This window comes from Azospirillum sp. A26, assembly GCF_042604635.1.
Lineage (GTDB): Bacteria > Pseudomonadota > Alphaproteobacteria > Azospirillales > Azospirillaceae > Azospirillum > Azospirillum palustre.
In genome coordinates this window covers 1874043-1890197 of record NZ_CP170472.1, presented here as the reverse complement: position 1 = coordinate 1890197, position 16155 = coordinate 1874043, and the positions used below count along the sequence as shown (strand labels likewise).

16 protein-coding genes are annotated in these 16155 nt (G+C 68.4%); 9 read left to right on the top strand and 7 right to left on the bottom strand.

Going from position 1 to position 16155, the window contains the following annotated elements:
- Positions 1-28 precede the first annotated feature (28 nt).
- The 3 genes from mtgA to ABNQ39_RS09555 all read left to right on the top strand — a co-directional run bounded on the left by mtgA (position 29) and on the right by ABNQ39_RS09555 (position 2984).
- On the top strand, positions 29-703 hold the full coding sequence (gene mtgA / locus ABNQ39_RS09565) for a monofunctional biosynthetic peptidoglycan transglycosylase (RefSeq protein WP_376957200.1): 675 nt from the start codon (positions 29-31) through the stop codon (positions 701-703).
- Between the two features lie 98 nt (positions 704-801).
- Positions 802-1326, top strand: a complete 525-nt coding sequence (locus ABNQ39_RS09560; RefSeq protein ID WP_376957197.1) for a flagellar basal body-associated FliL family protein — start codon at positions 802-804, stop codon at positions 1324-1326.
- 293 nt (positions 1327-1619) lie between these two features.
- Entirely contained in the window at positions 1620-2984 is a 1365-nt protein-coding gene (locus tag ABNQ39_RS09555; protein WP_376957194.1) for a DEAD/DEAH box helicase, read from the top strand.
- 136 nt (positions 2985-3120) lie between these two features.
- Here ABNQ39_RS09555 and ABNQ39_RS09550 read toward each other — a convergent pair whose 3' ends face one another.
- Genes ABNQ39_RS09550 through ABNQ39_RS09540 form a run of 3 tightly spaced genes read right to left on the bottom strand, consistent with a single transcriptional unit; the run spans position 3121 to position 5181 of the window.
- On the bottom strand, positions 3121-3651 hold the full coding sequence (locus ABNQ39_RS09550; RefSeq protein WP_109047958.1) for a pyridoxamine 5'-phosphate oxidase family protein: 531 nt from the start codon (positions 3649-3651) through the stop codon (positions 3121-3123).
- 52 nt (positions 3652-3703) lie between these two features.
- On the bottom strand, positions 3704-4348 hold the full coding sequence (locus ABNQ39_RS09545) for a histidine phosphatase family protein (RefSeq protein ID WP_376957190.1): 645 nt from the start codon (positions 4346-4348) through the stop codon (positions 3704-3706).
- Complete coding sequence (locus ABNQ39_RS09540; RefSeq protein ID WP_376957187.1) at positions 4345-5181, bottom strand: adenosylcobinamide-GDP ribazoletransferase; 837 nt, start codon at positions 5179-5181, stop codon at positions 4345-4347. Before ABNQ39_RS09540 ends, ABNQ39_RS09545 begins: the two co-directional genes overlap by 4 nt.
- Positions 5182-5322: 141 nt before the next feature.
- On the opposite strand from ABNQ39_RS09540, the gene def reads away from it, so the two are divergent.
- From def to truA, 3 genes are read left to right on the top strand one after another with little or no spacing between them, the layout of a single operon-like run.
- Positions 5323-5835 carry a peptide deformylase gene (def, locus tag ABNQ39_RS09535; protein ID WP_109047955.1) on the top strand — a complete coding sequence of 171 codons (513 nt, stop codon included), beginning with the start codon at positions 5323-5325 and terminating at the stop codon, positions 5833-5835.
- Positions 5836-5882: 47 nt separating this feature from the next.
- Positions 5883-6839, top strand: coding sequence for a methionyl-tRNA formyltransferase (gene fmt, locus ABNQ39_RS09530; protein ID WP_376957184.1), 957 nt, complete (start codon positions 5883-5885; stop codon positions 6837-6839).
- 5 nt (positions 6840-6844) lie between these two features.
- Positions 6845-7582 carry a tRNA pseudouridine(38-40) synthase TruA gene (gene truA / locus ABNQ39_RS09525; protein ID WP_376957182.1) on the top strand — a complete coding sequence of 246 codons (738 nt, stop codon included), beginning with the start codon at positions 6845-6847 and terminating at the stop codon, positions 7580-7582.
- Positions 7583-7588: 6 nt separating this feature from the next.
- On the opposite strand, the gene ABNQ39_RS09520 is transcribed toward truA, so the two are convergent.
- On the bottom strand, positions 7589-8554 hold the full coding sequence (locus tag ABNQ39_RS09520) for an alpha/beta hydrolase family protein (RefSeq protein ID WP_376957180.1): 966 nt from the start codon (positions 8552-8554) through the stop codon (positions 7589-7591).
- A 60-nt stretch (positions 8555-8614) separates the two neighbouring features.
- Positions 8615-9499 (bottom strand): LysR family transcriptional regulator, encoded by an 885-nt coding sequence (locus tag ABNQ39_RS09515; protein ID WP_376957178.1) that lies wholly within the window; start codon positions 9497-9499, stop codon positions 8615-8617.
- A gap of 85 nt (positions 9500-9584) precedes the next feature.
- On the opposite strand from ABNQ39_RS09515, the gene ABNQ39_RS09510 reads away from it, so the two are divergent.
- Entirely contained in the window at positions 9585-10220 is a 636-nt protein-coding gene (locus ABNQ39_RS09510; RefSeq protein ID WP_376957175.1) for a cysteine hydrolase family protein, read from the top strand.
- 91 nt (positions 10221-10311) lie between these two features.
- On the opposite strand, the gene ABNQ39_RS09505 is transcribed toward ABNQ39_RS09510, so the two are convergent.
- Positions 10312-11922: an ABC transporter substrate-binding protein gene (locus ABNQ39_RS09505; RefSeq protein ID WP_376957172.1), complete on the bottom strand. Its 1611-nt coding sequence runs from the start codon at positions 11920-11922 to the stop codon at positions 10312-10314.
- A 200-nt stretch (positions 11923-12122) separates the two neighbouring features.
- On the opposite strand from ABNQ39_RS09505, the gene ABNQ39_RS09500 reads away from it, so the two are divergent.
- Both ABNQ39_RS09500 and ABNQ39_RS09495 read left to right on the top strand, forming a co-directional pair.
- Positions 12123-13142, top strand: a complete 1020-nt coding sequence (locus ABNQ39_RS09500; RefSeq protein ID WP_376957170.1) for an aspartate-semialdehyde dehydrogenase — start codon at positions 12123-12125, stop codon at positions 13140-13142.
- 86 nt (positions 13143-13228) lie between these two features.
- Complete coding sequence (locus ABNQ39_RS09495) at positions 13229-14539, top strand: branched-chain amino acid ABC transporter permease (RefSeq protein WP_376957167.1); 1311 nt, start codon at positions 13229-13231, stop codon at positions 14537-14539.
- Positions 14540-14719: 180 nt separating this feature from the next.
- Here ABNQ39_RS09495 and leuC read toward each other — a convergent pair whose 3' ends face one another.
- Positions 14720-16123: a 3-isopropylmalate dehydratase large subunit gene (gene leuC, locus ABNQ39_RS09490; RefSeq protein WP_376957164.1), complete on the bottom strand. Its 1404-nt coding sequence runs from the start codon at positions 16121-16123 to the stop codon at positions 14720-14722.
- Positions 16124-16155: the final 32 nt, after the last annotated feature.

Below are 16155 nucleotides of genomic sequence, written 5' to 3'. Positions count from 1 at the left end.
CGAAGGAGCCGAGCGGAGACGGGGCTGTATGCGGAAACTGCTGCGCTGGGCGCTGATCGGGATCGCGGGGCTGATGGCCTTCACCATCCTGTGGGCGGCGCTCTACCGGGTCGTGCCGCCGCCGGCGACGCCGCTGATGCTGATCCGGGCGCTGGGCGGCTCCGGCCTTTCGCGTGACTGGGAACCGCTGGAGCGCATCTCTCCCGCCCTGGTCGAGGCGGTGATCGCCTCGGAGGATACCGGATTTTGCGGCCATGGCGGCTTCGACTGGGCGGCCATCGAAGGCGCTTTCGAGGAGAACGAGGAGGGCCGACGCCTGCGCGGCGGCAGCACAATCAGCCAGCAGACCGCCAAAAACGCTTTCCTGTGGCCCGACCGCAGCTGGACCCGCAAGGGGGCGGAGGCGTGGTTCACCCTGCTGATTGAAAGCCTGTGGAGCAAGCGTCGCATCCTGGAGGTCTATCTGAACATCGTGGAGTGGGACGATGGCGTCTATGGCGCCGAGGCGGCGGCGCGGCACCATTTCAACAAATCCGCTGCGGCCCTGACCCGGCGCGAGGCGGCGCTGCTGGCGGTGGTGCTGCCCAGCCCGCGCAACTGGTCGCCCACCCGGCCCAGCGCCTATGTCGCCCGCCGCGCCGGGGTGATCGAGCGGCGCATGGCGGTGGTGCGGCGGGACGGGCTGGCCGACTGCGTGCGGTGAGACAGGGCGCGCCCCTCCATCGAATCTTAACACCCGGCGCACTACGCTCCACACTGCTCCCGCCCGGCTTTCAGAAGGCCGACCCCAGGAGGCCGATCATGGCCACGCACCGCACGCTGCACGGAAACCTGTTCTCGACCCCGCCTCCCGACCCGTTGCGGGACGAGCTGGCGCCGCGCCATGAAACCCAGCCGGAACCGGGAAACCCCACCCGTCTGCTGATCGTCGTCCTGATCGCCCTGTTCACGCTGGCCGGGCTGGCCTATGCCGGCGGCATCGCGCTGGACCGCATCCTGGAACAGCGGCGGATCGAGGCGCGGATGGGGCCGAAACCGCAACTGGCGCGGCTGCCTGCCATCGAGGTGCCGCTGGGCAGCGTGCGGGCGGTGGAGATGCAGGTCTCGCTGGTCCTGGCGCCGAAGGTCGAACTCGACCGCATCCTGCGCTATCAGGACCGCATCGCCGACCGGCTGTTCCAGACCGTCGGCCGGATCGACAGCGAAACCCTGACCGGCCCCGGTGCCGCCGAAATCCTGAAGGCGCGCATCAAGGAGGCCGTGAACCGCGAGGCGGGGGCCGGCCTGTTCCGCGACATCTACATCGAACGCATGGTCGTCAAGTGATGCGCGCGGGGCTCGTTCTGCGATGGGGCTTGTGTTGTGCGGCGCAATAGCATATCTAGAGCGTCTTGATCGCTGGAGGCTCGCGCGTCTCTTGAGCGAGACGCGCTGTGATTGCGCAACGGCAGTCCCCTAGGGGGCAAACGTCCCAGGGTTCTAGGGACGCAATGGCCGCTGCATCGGATAGACGCCTCTCCCTCTATCGACCTCCTCCCGGCGAGTCCGCCGGTATATCCCACGCCCGCCATAGGGGCGCGCGGGGGTGTGCCGTGTTGCTTTGAGAAGGTTGTTACAACTTGACGTTTTCCGAACTCGGTCTGCACCCGCTCGTCCTGAAGTCCCTCGAGGCGTTCGAATACACCGTCCCGACCCCGGTCCAGCTCGCCGCCATTCCGCCGGCGCTCCAGGGCCGCGACATCCTCGCCACCGCCGAGACCGGCACCGGCAAGACCGCCGCCTTCATGCTGCCGGCGCTGACCCGCACCGCCGAGCTGCCGCTGAACGGCGCCGCCACCCCGCGCGTGCTGGTGCTGGCCCCGACCCGCGAGCTGGCCAAGCAGGTCACCGACGCCGCCCGCAAATACGCGAAGTTCATGAAGCTGAACATCGTGGACGTGGTCGGCGGCATGCCCTACCGCGAGCAGCTGCGCCTGCTGTCGCGTCCGGTCGACGTTCTCGTCTGCACCCCGGGCCGCCTGCTGGACCACGTCGCCCGTCGCCGCATTTCGCTGGACGAGGTCGAGGTGCTGATCCTCGACGAGGCCGACCGCATGCTGGACATGGGCTTCCTCGACGATGTCGAGACCATCGCCAAGTGCTGCCCGCCGACGCGCCAGACCATGCTGTTCACCGCCACGCTGGACCGCCGCATGGCGCAGCTGGCCGGTAACCTGCTGCGCAACCCGGAGCGTGTGGCCGTCGAAAGCCAGGCGACCGCGATCAATGTCGAGCAGCGTCTGCACCATGCCGACGATCTCGACCACAAGCGCCGTCTGCTGCAGCATTTCGCCGCCCAGGAAGAGGTCGGCAAGGCGATCATCTTCGCCGCGACCAAGCGTGATGCCGACACGCTGGCCGAGGAGCTGAGCGCCGCCGGCCATGCCGCCGCCGCCCTGCACGGCGACATGGACCAGACCAAGCGCAACCGCACGCTCCAGCGTCTGCGCACCGGCCAGGTCCGCCTGCTGGTCGCTACCGACGTCGCCGCCCGCGGCATCGACGTGCGCGACATCACCCATGTCATCAACTTCGACCTGCCGCGCTCGGCGGAGGACTATGTCCACCGCATCGGCCGCACCGGCCGCGCCGGCGCCTCGGGCGTTGCGATCTCCTTCGCCGCCCGCGCCGACCGCGAGACGCTGGTCCGCATCGAGCGTTACACGAAGGCGACGCTCGAGGTGCATGTGGTGCCCGGCCTGGAGCCGACGCGTCCCTTCACCACCGGCGGCGCCGGCCGTCCGGCCGGTCGCAGCGGCCGTCCGTCCGGCGGCGCCGGCAAGCCGTGGCACCGCAACGGCGAGTCCAAGGGCCCGCACGCCCCGCGTGGCCCGCGTCCGGACTATGCCCGCAACGACAACCATCGCGGCGATGCCCGCCCGGACCATGCCCGTCGTGAAGCCCACGGCAACGGCAAGCCGGCGGCCCGTGCGAAGAGCTGGTAAGCAGCATTAGCGGGTGCTTCTTGAGCCCTGCTGGTGATCGTTAAATGAAAAAGCCCTCCCTGCTGGCCTCGCGGTCGGCAGGGAGGGCTTTTTCATGTCGGGCCAGCGTGCATAGCCGGCTTTCACCAGAACGCGGTTACTGGAACGCGATCTTGGCGTGGTCGCCCGGATCCGGCGACTGGCCGGTCAGCTTGGCCTTCACATAGCCGTAGGCGTAGACCATGGTGCTCGACGGGCTGTCCCAATATTCGGCCTGATCGACCGACACCTTCAGCAGCGCCACCTCGGGATCGTCCGGACCCTGGGGGAACCAGGTGGTCATGATGTCGCGCCACAGGAAGCGGATCTTGTCGCGGTCGCGCACGACCTCGGCGACGCCGGAGGCGGACACGTAATCCTGCTTGTCGGGGTTGGCATAGGCGAGGTTGACGCGCCAGTGGCGATCGATCTCGTCCACCTTTTCGGAATGGGCGCGGGTGAAGAACCACAGGGTGCCGTCTTCGAACCCCGCATGGGACAGCGTCGCCATCGGACGGGAGTTCATCCGGCCGTTGTCGTCCAGCGTGGTCATCATCGCGACCTGGACGCCCTTCATCATCTCCCAGAGCTTTTTCACATCGCCCTGGTCGGGGCTGTGGCCGTGGCCGGCGGTGGTGCTATGGACCATGGTCTGCCTCTCGTTCGGTAGCCCAACTGAGACTGGGGAACGCCCGCCGCGGTCAGAAAGTTCCGACCTGCTGATTCACTCCCCCGACAGACCAGGATCCCGTCCCGGCGTGGTGGTGGTCGATCCGGGTCAGCGACCAGGGGTCGATCCGCAGCCGCAGAGCCGCCTCCGGGGTCAGATCCAGCGCCAGCGCCAATGCGCCGCGGATGGTGCCGGCATGGATTACCGCAACCAGATCGCGTCCGGCATGGAGATCGGTCAGCCGTTGCAGTGCGCCCGCCGTACGGTCCATCACCGCGGCGAAGCTCTCGCCGCCCGGCGGGGCATGGCGGGCCGGGTCGCGCCAGAAGCGCGCCGCCGCCTCGGCATCGCGCCGGGCGGCGGTGTCGTGGCTGATGCCCTCCCAATCGCCGAAATCCTGCTCGGCCAGCGCCGGCTCCACCACGGCGGTGCCGGCAAGGCGGGGGTTGCGGCTCCACAGCGCCTGGGCGGTCTGGCGGCTGCGGCGCAGCGGGCTGGTCAGCCACAGGGCGTCGGCGGGAAGGCCGGCCGCGAGCGCGGTTGCCGCGGCGCGGTTGCCGGTGTCGGCCTCGCGGTCGCTCGACCCACAGATGACGTTGTCCGGGTTGCGGACCGGCGCATGGCGGATCAGCCACCAGCGGGTGACGGTCAGGGGGGTAAGGTTCAACGCGGTCATGCCGCTGCTCCGATGGCCGCTGTTCCAATGAGGGCCGACAGGGTCAGCAGCGCCGCGGCTTCCGCCGCCTGCTGCGCCGCGCCGAAAACGTCGCCGGTGTGCCCGCCGATCTGTGTCCGGGCGAGTGACGCCACCGCGGCCACCGCCAGCAGCGATGCGGCCAGCGCCGGCAATGCAAGTCCGCCGAGCGCCACGGCGGCGATTGCGATGCCCAAGAGGAGAGCCAGCAGCACCGTCGCCATCGCCGGCCGGCCCTGCGCCGCCGCCAGCCCGTCGCGCCGCGCCGCCGGCAAAACGCGCGCCACCGCCGCCAGTCCGCAGCGCGACAGGGCGCCGCTCGCCACCAGCGCCGCGATAGCCGCCGGCACCGGCAGGGCGGCCAGGGCCGCGGCACGGATGCCGACCGAGAAGACCAGCGCCAGCACGCCATAGCTGCCGACGCGGCTGTCGCGCATGATCTCCAGCTTGCGCACCGGATCGCGCCCGCCGCCGAAGCCGTCGGCCACGTCGGCCGCCCCGTCCTCGTGCAGCCCGCCGGTCAGCCGGACGGTCGCCGCCAGGGCCAGCAGCGCGCCGGCCAGCGGCGGCAGGTGCAGGGCGGCGGCAGCAGCGTATACCGCTCCGCCCGCCAGCCCGATCAGCGCGCCGACCGGCGGAAACCAGCCCATCGCCCGTGCCGACGCGCCTTCGGCCAAGGGGCCATTGAGCAGGCCATTCAGCGGGCCGATGGGGGGTAGAGGCAGGCGGGTCAGGAACACCAGCGCCAGGGCGGCGTCCTGTGTCCAGCGCGGCGGCGGGGAGGGGGCGGTGGTGGCATCCGGCATGATCGGCATCGACTACGCCCAACCGGCGCCGGGCGCAACCCCACACGGCGGGCGGTTCTGCATCGTTCGCATAGGTCCGATTCCTTGACCGAAACGCTCGGTCCGCCTACTTTGTCCGTTTGAACTTTCCCTTACCAGCATCGAGCACCCATGGCCCGTCTTCCGATCCTCGTCGCCCCGCATCCGATCCTGAAGCGCAAGGCGCAACCCGTCGCCGAAGTGGATGCGCGCGTCGTCAAGCTGATGGACGACATGGTGGAGACCATGTACGACGCCGCCGGCATCGGTCTGGCCGCTCCGCAGGTCGGCGTGCTCGACCGTGTCATCGTCGTCGATGTCCATGAGAAGGGCGAGCCGCCGAACCCGATCCGCCTCGCCAACCCGGAAATCGTCTGGTCGTCGGACGAGAAGGCGGTGTGCGAGGAAGGCTGCCTGTCGGTGCCGGAACAGTACGCCGACGTCACCCGGCCCGTGCGCATCCGCGTCCGCTATCTGGACGAGAAGAACCAGCCGCAGGAGATCGAGGCCGACGGAATGCTCGCCACCTGCATCCAGCATGAGATCGACCATCTGAACGGCGTTCTGTTCGTCGACTACTTGTCGATTCTGAAGCGGAACATCCTGCTGAAGAAGGTCCAGAAGATGCAGAAGGCCACGGCCTGATCAGTTGCAAAAGACCGGCCGCAACCCAGATCGGCGATACACATCCGATGACCCCGCTCCGTCTCGTCTTCATGGGCACGCCGGATTTCGCCGTGCCCAGCCTTGCCGCGCTGATCGAGGCGGGGCATCAGGTCGTCTGCGTCTACAGCCAGCCGCCGCGTCCGGCCGGCCGCGGCCAGCAGGTGCAGAAATCGCCCGTCCACCGCTTCGCCGAGGAGAACGGCATCCCCGTGCGCACGCCCAAGAGCCTGCGCAATGCCGAGGCCCAGGCCGAGTTCGCCGATCTCAAGGCCGATGCCGCCGTGGTCGCTGCCTATGGCCTGATCCTGCCGCAGCCGATCCTCGACGCGCCGCGGCTGGGTTGCGTCAACGTGCATGGCTCGCTGCTGCCCCGCTGGCGCGGGGCGGCGCCGATCCAGCGCTCCATCCTGGCCGGCGATGCCGAGACCGGGATCACAATCATGCAGATGGACATCGGGCTCGACACCGGCGCCATGCTGTCTCGGGAAGCGGTGGCGATCACCCCCGCCACCACCGCAAGCAGCCTGCATGACGAGCTGGCCGCACTCGGCGCCCGCATGATCGCCCCGGCGCTGGACGGTCTGGCTGCCGGCACGCTGGCCGCCGTGCCGCAGCCGGAAGAGGGCGTCACCTATGCCGCCAAGCTGACGCGCGAGGATGGCCGCCTCGACTGGAACCGGCCCGCCGCCACTGTCGAGCGGCAGGTCCGCGCCCTGACCCCTTGGCCCGGCTGCTGGTTCGACGCTTCCAATGGTGAGCGCATCAAGGTTCTGGCCGCCGAACCCGCCTCCGGAACCGGCACGCCCGGCACCCTGCTGGACGACCGGCTGACGGTCGCCTGCGCCGACGGGGCCGTTCGGCTGACCAGGGTGCAGCGGCCGGGCAAGGCGCCGGTGGATGGCGCCGCCTTCCTGCGCGGCTTCGCGCTGGCGGTCGGGCAGCCGGTCTCCGCTCCCGAAGCCGCCGAACCCGTCGCGGATTGACCATCGTGCAGCGCTGGAAATTGACCGTCGAGTATGACGGCCGTCCCTTCGTCGGCTGGCAGCGCCAGGACAACGGCCCCTCGGTCCAGCAGAGCCTGGAGGAGGCGGTGCAACGGCTGTCGGGCGAGGTGGTGCGGGTGCATGGCTCCGGCCGCACCGACGCCGGTGTTCATGCGTTGGGACAGGTCTGCCATTTCGACCTGGAGAAGTCCTTCACCGGCCTGAAGCTGCGCGACGCCCTGAATTTCCACCTGAAACCGGCGCCCATCGCGGTGCTGGAGGTGGAGGCGGTGACGGAGGATTTCCACGCCCGCCTGACCTCGACCGGCCGCGCCTATGTTTACCGCATCGTCAACCGCCGGGCGCCGCTGGCGCTGGAATCCGGCCGGGCCTGGCACGTCACCCGTCCGCTGAACGCCGAGGCGATGCATGAAGCGGCGCAGGTGCTGGTCGGCCAGCATGACTTCTCCAGCTTCCGCGCCGCGCTGTGTCAGGCCAAGTCGCCGGTGAAGACACTCGACCGGCTGGCCGTGGAGCGACAAGGCGAGGAAATCCGCATCCATGCCGCCGCGCGGTCGTTCCTGCACCATCAGGTCCGCAACATGGTCGGCACGCTGGAACTGGTCGGTGCCGGCAAATGGACGGTGGACGACGTCCGCCGTGCGCTCGATGCCCGCGACCGCGCCAAGGCGGGGCCGACCTGCCCGCCGGACGGGCTCTACTTCATGGCGGCGCGTTACTGAAGCGGGTCAGTTGCTGATCCGCTCCGGCTGTTCGGGCATGGATTGCAGCGTCTTCAACAGCCTGTCCGTCTCGACGCCCTGGGCGCAGAGGCCGGTGGCGGTTTCGCCGAAATCGACCAGACCGTGGTAGCGGGGCGGCCGGGCCCGTTCGAGCGGCACCAGCCAAGCCTTGTGCCCGCGTGCCGCCAAGCCGTCGAAATGCAGTCGCTGGGTACGGAACAGCACATTCGTTTCCCGCGGATCTCCGATGACGAAGATCCGGCGCGCCGGATCCTTGGGAATCAGGTCGAGCGAGCGGTAGGGGTCGAACCAAGTCTCCGGCTTTGCCAAGCGGGCCTTGACGCCATGCGCCTGGAGGTAGGCTTCGTAAGCGGAGGCGCCGGACGAGATGACCGCGCATTTCAGGTCTGTGCGGCGGGCCAGGAATTCAGCCGTCAGCGTGCCTCCGGCACTGCTTCCACCGAGCGACCATTGCCCGATGCCATAGCGCTTCTTGAGCAGATCGAGATGGGCGTTCATCAGCGCCGCCTCGCGCGGGGTATGGCGCATGGTCCAGAATTTGCCGGAACTGCCATAAGCTCCCGGACGAGCCAGGAAGAGGAAGGGCACGCCGAAGCGCTCTGACAAAGCCCGCTCCTGTTCGATCATTCCGGCGACGCTCAACCCCTCCTGATGCCCGATCTTGTCCGGCTTGGAGCCCATGACATCGCCATGCATCCAGGCCGCGACAATCGGATTTGAGCCGGGCTTCAGGCCGGCCGCATAATAGCGCAGGCATTCGCCGCGACCGTCGACCTCCACCCAGCTGGCAGTTTCCTGCGCCTCCAACTCGGCGCATTGCGGGCGGGTGACGCTTTTCCCGGCTGCGACAGCCGCGTTGGTGAAGGCTTCGTCGTTGGGCCGGGACTGTGCGTGGACGGGGACCGCCGCGACGATGGCGAGGCTCGCCAGACACAGGGAGCGGAGCGACATGGCGGACAAGCCCCTTTGCGGCGATGGCTGAAGGAGGGTGGTGGAGGTGGCGGGGCACCGTCAACCGCCTTCCAGCCGTTCCCGCTCCGCCGTGAAGACGGCCACCAGGTGCTCGATCACCGTGCGCACCCGCGGCACGTCGCGGCGGTCGCGGTGAACCAGCAGCCAGACCTCGCGGGTTAATGGTGAGCCGGACGGCGGACCGGGCAGCGGCTGCCGCACCAGTCCCGGCACGCCGTCCGCCAGCATGCAGGGAAGGAAGGCGGTGCCGAAGCCGGCGACCGCCGCCGCAAGCTGTCCCTGCACGCTGTTGGAGCGGAAGGCAACGCGCCGTCCGCCGCCATGGCGGTCCAGCCACAAAGCCTCCGGCAACTCCGCCATCGATTCGTCATAGGCGATCAGCGTGTCGGGTGCGTCCGGTGCCGCGTAGAGCCCATAGCCCAGCGTCGCCAGCCGCCGCCCGACCAGATCGCCGCGCTGCGGCCGGGCCAGCCGGACCGCCAGATCGGCTTCCCGACGGGCGAGGCTGAGGGTGCGGTTGTCGACGATGATTTCCAGGTCCAGGGCAGGGTTGGCGGCGCGCAGCGGTCCCAGCCGGGGGATCAGGAAGATGTCGGCCAGCGCCTGGGTCATGGTCAGCCGCACGGTGCCGGTCAGCCCGGCAGCGTCGCCCTCGCGGCGGCGGATCGCCTGCGCCCGCTCGTCCATCGCCTCGGCGAGCGCTCGGACGGCTTCACCGTCCTCGGTCAGGACATAGCCGTCGGGCCGGCGCTCCATCAGGCCGCGGCCGAGCGTTGCCTCCAGCGTGGCCAGCCGGCGCCCGACCGTGGCGTGGCTCAGCCGCAGGCTGCGCGCCGCCGCCGACAGGCTGCCGGCGCGTGCCAGTTCCAAGAAGACGCGCAAATCGTCCCAATCGAGCGGGCCTATGAATTTCTGAACAGCCATCGTGCAAGCATAGCGAATAGCCGCGCATCGGTGAACAGGGCAGCATCGCCGTCATCGATTCTCAGCGACCACGGAGCATCTCCCGATGACGATTCTTCCTGCCCCTACCCTGCGCCAGATCGTCGGTGCGCCGGCTGCCCCGGCCCCCTTGGACAAGGCGGTGCTGGTGCTGATCGACCTTCAGCGCGAATACACCGACGGCGCCCTGCGGCTGTCGGGAGTCGATGCGGCGGTGGAGCGGGCGGCGGAACTGCTGGCGCTGGCCCGTGCCAACGGCGTGCCGGTGATCCACATCGTCCATCACACCGCGGCGGGCGCCCCGGTGTTCGACCCCACCGGACCGCTGGCGGAAATCGTCCCGGCCGTCGCCCCGCGCGACGGGGAACCGGTGATCGTCAAGAAGCTCGCCAACGCCTTCGCCGGGACGGAGTTGCAGACGGTGGCGCGCGACAGCGGGCGGACGGAGATGATCGTCGCCGGCTTCATGACCCACAACTGCGTCAGCAGCACGGTGCGGTCGGCGGTGGACCATGGCTGGCGGGTGACGGTCGTGGCCTCGGCCACCGCCACCCGCGACCTGCCGGACGGCAAGGGCGGCGTGGTGCCGGCGGCCGACATCCAGCGCGGCGTGCTGACCGGCCTGTCAGACAGCCTCGCCGTGGTGGTCGAGGATGCGGGCGCCTGGGAAAAAATCCCCTCTCCCCCCCGGGGAGAGGGTTAGGGTGAGGGGGACGCGCGGCGGCCCCTTACCGAGAATCCTCCCTGTGCATCCCCCTCACCCCGACCCTCTCCCGGGGGGAGAGGGAGATCCCTTACTTCTTCTCGGCCTTCCAGTAGAAGTTGGTGTCGAAGCTCGGGCCCCAGACGAGGCCGCTGACGCTCTTGCGCTCGGCGACCATCTCGGTCTGCTGGAACATGATGACGAAGGGCGAGTCGGCCAGGACCGAGCGCTGCAACTCCTCGTACATCTGGGCGCGCTTGGCGCCGTCGCGCTCCTCGATGGCAGCCGCGGTCTTCCTGGTCAGCTCCGGAATGTCCCAGGCGTTGCGCCAGGCCAGCGGCTTGGACTTGGCGTTGTCGCTGTTGTCCGGGTTGGAGGCGAAGGTGTCGGCGTTAGAGTTCGGGTCCTGATAGTCCGCGCCCCACTGCTGGATCATCAGTTCGTGGTTGCGGGCGCGGTACTTGGTCAGCACCTGCTTGCCGTCGCCGGGGATGATCTCGATCTTGATGCCGGCCTTGGCGGCGCTGGCCTGGATCGCCTGTGCCATGTCCTGGGTCGGGTTGGTGTTGCGGACGTCCATGCTGACGGTGAAGCCGTCGGGATAGCCGGCCTTCGCCAGCAACTCCTTCGCCTTGGCCGGATCGTACTTGTAGGGGTTGTCGTTGACGGCCCCGAGGAAGCCCTTGGGCAGGAAGGCCTGATGGACGGCGCCGATGCCGTTCATGATGGTTCTGGCCATGCCGTCATAGTCGACCAGATACTTGAACGCCTCGCGCACCTCGGGCTTGGCCAGGGTGGCGTTCTTCTGGTTCAGGCTGAGATACCACAGCGTGCCCTTCGGCGCCTGGACCAGACGGATGGCGTCGCTTGATTTCAGCGGTTCGAACTGCTCCGGCTTCAGGTTGCGCGCGACATCGACGTCGCCCTTCTCCAGCAGCAGGCGCTGGGTCGCCGGTTCCGGGATGTGGCGGATCAGCACGCGCTTCAGCTTCGGCGCGCCGCGCCAGTATTTCGGGTTGGCGTCGAAGGTCAGCAGCTCGCTCGCCTTCCACTGTTTCAGGATGAAGGGGCCGGAGCCGGCGGAGTTGGTCTTCAGCCAGCCGGCGCCGAAATCGCCGTCCTTCTCCTTGCCCTTCACCAGCTTGGAATCGACGATGGAGGCCACGTCGGCGGTCAGGCAGTAGAGCACGAAGGTCGGCGCATAGACCTTGTCGGTGGTGAAGACCAGCGTCTTCGGATCGGTGGCGCGCACCATCTGGTCGACGTTCTCGGGCGTCAGGCCGAACTGGGTCAGGATGAAGGCCGGCCCCTTGTTCATCTTCACCGCGCGGGAGAAGGACCACGCCACATCCTCGGCCGTCATCGGATTGCCGGAATGGAAGGCGATGCCGTCGCGGATCTTGAAGGTGAAGGTCTTGCCGTCGGGCGACACGGTCCAGCTTTCGGCGGCCTCGCCTTCGATCTTGCTGACGTCGTTGACGTCGAAATGGATCAGCCGGTCATAGACCTGGGCGCTGTATTCGGCGCCCGACAGCTCGAAGATCTCGCCGGGGTCGAGGCTGACGATGTCGTCGAACTGCCATGCCATCACCAGCGCGTCCTTCGGCGTGTCGGCGAGGGCGGGGGCGGCAAAACCGGCGAGGGCGAGAGCGGCGGCGCCAAGAACAGTCTGCGCAATTAGGCCGCGCTTGAAGCTGGTCATCCGTGAAGTCTCCCTGGAGGCCCGTTCGGGGCACTGTTGAGGGATGGAATCTTCCCGCCGCCTTCCCTGGCATGTCAACTCGGCTGGAGGGCAGGTTTCGCGGCGGATGGGTTGCAATTCGTGGGGAAAGCGCCTAGCTCCTAACGCCCCCCGGCACCATTCTTGTCTTTGCGGACATTCGGCAGAAGGAAACCACCGTCATGGGCTATACCGTCGCGGTCATCGGCGCCACCGGCAATGTCGGGCGCGAGATCCTGCAAACGCTGGCCGAGCGGAAGTTCCCGGCCGACAAGGTCATCGCTCTAGCCTCCGAAAAGTCGATCGGCCAGGAGGTCTCCTATGGCGAGGACGAGATCCTCAAGGTCCAGGATCTCAACAAGTTCGACTTCCACGGCGTGGACATCGTGCTGTCGTCGCCCGGCGCCAAGGTGTCGGCCATCCATGTGCCGCGCGCGGCTGCCGCCGGGGCCATGGTGATCGACAACACCTCGCAGTTCCGCATGGATCCCGATGTGCCGCTGGTGGTGCCGGAGGTGAACCCGGAGACGCTGGTCGGCTATCGCAAGCGCGGCATCATCGCCAATCCCAACGGTGCCACCATCCAGATGGCGGTGGCGCTGAAGCCCTTGCACGACCGCTTCAAGATCCGCCGCGTCGTGGTCTCGACCTACCAGTCGGTGTCGGGTGCCGGCAAGGAGGCGATGGACGAGCTGTTCACCCAGACCCGCGCCATCTTCGTCAACGATCCGGTCGCCAAGAGCGTCTTCCCCAAGCAGATCGCCTTCAACGTCATCCCCCACATCGACGCCTTCATGGAGGACGGCTCCACCAGGGAAGAGTGGAAGATGACGGTGGAGACCAAGAAGATCCTCGATCCCAAGATCAAGGTCTCCGCCACCTGCGTCCGCGTGCCGACCTTCATCGGCCATGCCCTGTCGATCAACATCGAGACGGAGGAGCCGATCAGTGCGGAAGAGGCCCGCCTCGTCCTGCGCGCCGCCCCCGGCGTGTCGGTGATCGACCTGCAGACCGGCGACGGCTATGTCACCCCGGTGGAGATCGCCGGCGAAAACCCGGTCTTCGTCAGCCGCATCCGCGACGACATCACGGTGGAGAACGGCCTGTCCTTCTGGTGCGTCGCCGACAACCTGCGCAAGGGCGCCGCGCTGAACGCCGTGCAGATCGCGGAACTGCTGGTGCGCGACCACATGGTGGAGTGACGGGACGGGTGGGGGCACAGTGCCGACGCTTCCCACCCTTCCAAATTGTCGGTAGGCTGAACTGTCCCACCTGACCGGGCGGTTCCGTGCTCCGCATCCTGCCGCTGTTGTGCCTCGTCCTGCTGATGCTCACCGGGTGCGGCGTCGATGCCGACCAGGACGTGCTGTGCCGGAAATTGATCCCGGCCTTCGAACCCGGCCGCGTCACCGACCTGTCCACACGCAGCTATGCCGAGGACAAGCGGGTGCTGCGCGTCGATTACCGCAGCGGCAGCCAGTCCCATTGGATCGCCTGCCGTTTCGCCGGCACGTCGATGGAGGAGGGGCGGCGGACCCTGGTGGCGGTGGCGACCGACCGCAGCGGCTGGCTGACCGGGATGCGCTTCGCCATGCTGCAGCAATGGCTGCGCATCAAGCCGCCGCGCGACGCCATCGGTGGCGTTGCCGAGACGGAAAGGCCGCCGCCGACGCGCTGGACACCCGTCCTGTTCCTGGCCCAGCAAATCATCAACGCCGCCACCGTCGCCTGCGTCTATGGGCTGCTCGCGCTCGGCTACACGCTGGTCTATGCCATCCTCGGACAGATCAATCTGGCAATGGGGGAACTGACCATGGTCGGCGCCATGGTGACGGCGATGGCGGCGGCCGGGCTCGGCATGGCCGGCTGGGCAACATGGCCGCCGGCGCTGCTCGGCGTGCTGGTGCTGGTGATCGGCTTCACCGCGGTGCAGGGCTGGACGATGGACCGGCTGGTCTTTCGCCGCCTGCGCGGGGTGCGCAGCCACACGCCGCTGATCGTCGCGGTCGGGCTGTCCATCGCCTATCAGGAGGGGGTGCGGCTGCTGCACGGCGCGCGCGACTGGTGGCCGGCACCCGTGCTGAGCGGCCGCTACGACCTGTTGAGCGACGGCGCCTTCACCGTCACCGCGCTGACCGCGCAACTGGCGATCCTGGTGCTGACCGGCGGGCTTTATGCGGCGCTTTGGGGAATCATGCAGCGCACCGCCTTCGGCCGGGCGCACCGCGCCTGCACAGACGACATCGCGGCGGCGGAACTGGTGGGGGTGGATGTCAACCGCACGGTGGCGGCGACCTTCGCCATCGGCGGCGGGCTGGCCGCGGCGGCGGGGGCGGTGATCGCGCTCTATTACGGCGGGGTGAACTTCTTCACCGGCTACCTGATCGGCTTCAAGGCGCTGGCCGCGGCGGTGGTCGGCGGCATCGGCTCGGTGCCGGGGGCGATGCTCGGCGGTGCCCTGCTGGGGCTGGTGGAGACGTTTTGGTCAGCCTATTTCGCGCTCGCCTACAAGGACATCGTGGCGTTCGGGCTGCTGACGCTGTTCCTGATCTATCGGCCGCAGGGACTTCTGGGGCAGGCGAGGGGCAGGGGGGACTAGAGTCTGTCTGGTGCTTATTGAAGCACCAGACAGACTCTAAGTTTTTGATTTTCCGTGTGATTCACGCTTCAAGCGATACCGCTTGAAACGATCACACTCTAGCAGGAAAGCTTCGCTGTGGGCGCCCCCTCCCTCCGCAGTCGGAGAGAGGGGGCGGGAGAGAGGGGGCTATAACAGCCCTTACAGCGTGCGGACGTCCGTCAGGTGGCCGGTCACCGCCGCCGCCACGGCCATCGCCGGGCTGACGAGGTGGGTGCGGCCGCCGCGGCCCTGACGGCCTTCGAAGTTGCGGTTCGAGGTCGAGGCGCTGCGCTCGCCCGGAGCCAGACGGTCGGCGTTCATCGCCAAGCACATGGAGCAGCCCGGCTCGCGCCACTCGAAGCCGGCCTCGGTGAAGATCTTGTCCAGACCCTCTTCCTCGGCCTGCTCCTTGACCAGACCCGAACCGGGGACCACCAGGGCGCGGACGCCCTCGGCGACCTTACGGCCCTTGGCGAGGTCGGCGGCGGCGCGCAGATCTTCGATGCGGCCGTTGGTGCAGGAGCCGATGAAGACGGTGTCGACCTTGACGCTCGACAGCGGCTGGCCGGGGGTCAGGCCCATGTAGGCGAGCGAGCGCTCGACGGCGGCGCGCTTGCCCTCGTCGGCGATGTCGGCCGGGTTCGGCACGGTCGCGGTGATCGGCAGCACGTCTTCCGGGCTGGTGCCCCAGGTGACCTGCGGCGCGATGTCGGCGGCGTTCAGCACGACGGTGGTGTCATAGACCGCACCCTCGTCCGACGGCAGCGTCTTCCAATACTGGACGGCCTGCTCGAAGGCGCCGGCCTTCGGCGCCAGGGCACGGCCCTGCACATACTCGAAGGTCTTCTCGTCCGGGGCGATCAGGCCGGCGCGGGCGCCGCCTTCGATCGCCATGTTGCAGACGGTCATGCGGCCTTCCATCGACAGCTCGCGGATGGCTTCGCCCGCGAACTCGATGACGTAGCCGGTGCCGCCGGCGGTGCCGATCTTGCCGATGATGGCCAGCACGATGTCCTTGGCGGTGACGCCCGGGTTCAGCGTGCCGTCCACGCGGATCAGCATGTTCTTGGCCGGCTTCTGCAGCAGGGTCTGGGTGGCCAGCACATGCTCCACCTCCGACGTGCCGATGCCGAAGGCCAATGCGCCAAAGGCACCGTGCGTGGCGGTGTGGCTGTCGCCGCAGACGATGGTGGCGCCGGGCAGGGTGAAGCCCTGTTCCGGGCCGACGATGTGCACGATGCCCTGGCGGACGTCGTCCATCGGGAAGTAGCGGACGCCGAAGTCGCGGGCGTTCTTGTCCAGCGTCTCGACCTGGATCCGGCTCTCCTCCTCGACGATGCCCTTGGAGCGGTCGGTGGTGGGGACGTTGTGGTCGGGCACGGCGAGAGTGGCTTCCGGACGCCGCACCTTGCGGCCGGCGACGCGCAGTCCTTCGAACGCCTGCGGGCTGGTCACTTCATGGACCAGATGGCGGTCGATATAGAGGATGCAGGTGCCGTCGTCCTGGCGATGCACGACGTGGCTGTCCCAGATCTTGTCGAACAGAGTGCGCGGCTTGGACATCGGAAAAACTCTCTCTCGCGGTACGACAGGCG